Annotated in this window: 1 protein-coding gene; it reads left to right on the forward strand. The window is 73.9% G+C overall.

What is annotated here, in order from left to right:
- Positions 1–2,937: type I polyketide synthase (locus OSB71_RS24050; RefSeq protein WP_265950918.1), on the forward strand; the 2,937-nt coding region annotated here is incomplete at both ends.

Here is a 2,937-nt window from a genome sequence, read left to right on the forward strand (position 1 = left end):
TCCTGACCGGCCTCCACCTCCCCGCCACCCTCGTCTTCGACTACCCCACCACCACCCAACTCGCCCACCACCTCCACCAACAACTCCACCCCGACACCACCACCCCACCCACCAACACCACCACCACCGCGCCCACCGCGCCCACCGACGACGAACCCATCGCCATCATCGGCATGGCCTGCCGCTACCCCGGCGGCATCACCAACCCCGACGACCTCTGGCACCTCATCACCAACGGCAACGACGCCATCACCCCCTTCCCCACCGACCGCGGATGGGACCTCAGCGGGCTGCTGGACACCGAAGCCGGTCAGCGGGACCTCTCGCTGGTGGGCGGCTTCCTGCACGACGCGGGCGAGTTCGACCCGGCGTTCTTCGGCATCTCCCCGCGCGAGGCCCTCGCCATGGACCCGCAGCAGCGACTCCTGCTGGAGAGCTCCTGGGAGGCGATCGAGCACGCGGGCATCGACCCCACCACGCTCAAGGGCTCGCGCACCGGCGTCTACGCCGGGCTCATGTACCACGACTACGCCACGGCCACCCCGGGGATACCCGACGGCGTGGAGGCGTTCCTCGGCCTCGGCAACACCGGCAGCGTGGTCACCGGCCGCATCGCGTACACCCTGGGTCTTGAGGGCCCGGCGGTCACCGTCGACACCGCCTGTTCGTCCTCGCTCGTCGCCCTGCACATGGCCGCGCAGGCGCTGCGCGGCGGCGAGTGCACGATGGCGCTGGCTGGCGGCGTGACCGTCATGGCCACCCCCACGGCGTTCCTGGACTTCCAGCGGCAGGGCGGGCTCTCCTCCGACGGGCGGTGCAAGTCCTTCTCCGACGACGCCGACGGCACCGGCTGGTCCGAAGGCGTCGGCATGCTGCTCGTCGAGCGGCTGTCCGACGCCCGCGCGAACGGGCACCCCGTGCTGGCCGTCGTCTCCGGCACGGCCGTCAACCAGGACGGCGCCTCCAACGGGCTCACCGCGCCCAACGGCCCCTCCCAGCGCCGCGTGATCCACCAGGCGCTGGCCACCGCCGGGCTCGCACCGGGTGACGTCGACGCCGTCGAGGCACACGGCACGGGCACGACGCTGGGCGACCCGATCGAGGCCCACGCCCTGCTCGCCACCTACGGTCAGGACCGGCCCGCCGACCGGCCGCTGTGGCTCGGCTCGCTGAAGTCCAACCTCGGCCACACCCAGGCCGCCGCCGGGGTGGCGGGCATCATCAAGATGGTGCAGGCCATGCGCCACCGCGTCCTGCCGCGCACGCTGCATGTGCGGGAGCCCTCGTCCAAGGTGGACTGGTCGGCGGGCGCGGTGGAGCTGCTGACCGAGGCCCGCGACTGGCCCTCCGTCGACGGCCGCCCGCGCCGCGCCGCCGTCTCCTCCTTCGGCGTCAGCGGCACCAACGCCCACGTCGTGCTCACCCAACCCGAGGACGCGCCGGCCGGGGAGCCGGAGCCCGGGACGGTGCCGCCGGTGGTGCCGTGGGTGCTGTCGGCCAAGTCCCCGCAGGCGCTGACCGGGCAGGCCGAGCGGTTGCTCGCCCGGCTCCGCGAGGGCGACGCCGCCGCTTCGGGCGCGCCGGTGGACGTGGCCTGGTCGCTGGTGAGCGGCCGCGCCCGCTTCGAGCACGGCGCCGCCGTGGTCGCCGCCGACTCCGCGGGGTTCCGCCGGGGCCTGGAGGTCCTCGCCTCCGGCGGCTCGGCTCCCGGCGTGGTGCGCGGCACGCCCCTGGACGGCCGTGCGGCGTTCCTGTTCTCCGGCCAGGGCTCCCAGCGCCCCGGGATGGGCCGCGAACTGTACGACGCCTACCCGGTGTTCGCGGACGCCTTCGACGCGGTGTGCGCGGAGCTGGACCGCCACCTGGACACCTCCGTGCGCGAGGTCGTCTTCGACGGCACGGAGCCGCTGGACCAGACCGTCTTCACCCAGGCCGGACTGTTCGCGCTCGAAGTGGCGCTGTTCCGGCTGCTGGAGCACTGGGGCGTCACCCCCGACTACCTGCTCGGCCACTCCATCGGCGAACTCGCCGCCGCCCACGTGGCCGGGGTGTGGACGCTGGAGGACGCCGCCCGGCTCGTCGCCGCCCGGGGCAGGTTGATGCAAGCCCTCCCCGCCGGCGGCGCGATGATCGCCGTGCAGGCCACCGAAGACGAGATCACCCCGCACCTGACCGACGGCGTGTCCCTCGCCGCCGTCAACGGACCCACCTCCGTCGTCATCTCCGGCGACGAGGAGACCGTCACCGCCATCGCCGCACGGTTCGACAAGACCAAACGGCTCAACGTCAGCCACGCCTTCCACTCCCCCCACATGGACCCCATGCTGGAGGAGTTCCGTGCGGTCGCCGAAAGCCTGACCTACCAGGCCCCGCGCATCCCGGTCGTCTCCAACCTCACCGGCACCCTCGCCGGAGACGAGCTGACCGCCGCCGAGTACTGGGTGCGCCACGTCCGCCAGGCGGTGCGCTTCCACGACGGCGCCCGGTACCTGGCCGGGCAGCAGGTCGCCACCTACCTCGAACTGGGCCCCGGCGGCACCCTGACCGCCATGGCCCAGCAAGCCACCGACTCCGAGTCCGAGGGTGCGGCGGGCGCCGCGTTCGTACCCGTCCTGCGCGGGGACCGCCCCGAGCCGGAGGCGCTCACCACCGCACTCGCGCGACTGCACCTCGGCGGGGTGAGCGTCGGCTGGGCGGCGTACTACGCCGACGCGCGGCCGACCCGCGTCGACCTGCCGACGTACGCCTTCGACCACACGCGGTTCTGGCTGGAGTCCGCCCCGGCCGCCGGGGACCCGTCCGCCTTCGGGCTGGGCGCCGCCGAACACCCGCTGCTCAGCGCCGAAGTGCGGCTGCCGGACGGCGACGGGCTCGTCCTGACGGGCAGGCTGTCGCTGGAGTCGCACCCGTGGCTGGCCGAGCACGCGGTGCTGGGCG

Origin of the sequence: Streptomyces marinisediminis (assembly GCF_026262575.1) — a bacterium.
GTDB lineage: Bacteria > Actinomycetota > Actinomycetes > Streptomycetales > Streptomycetaceae > Streptomyces > Streptomyces marinisediminis.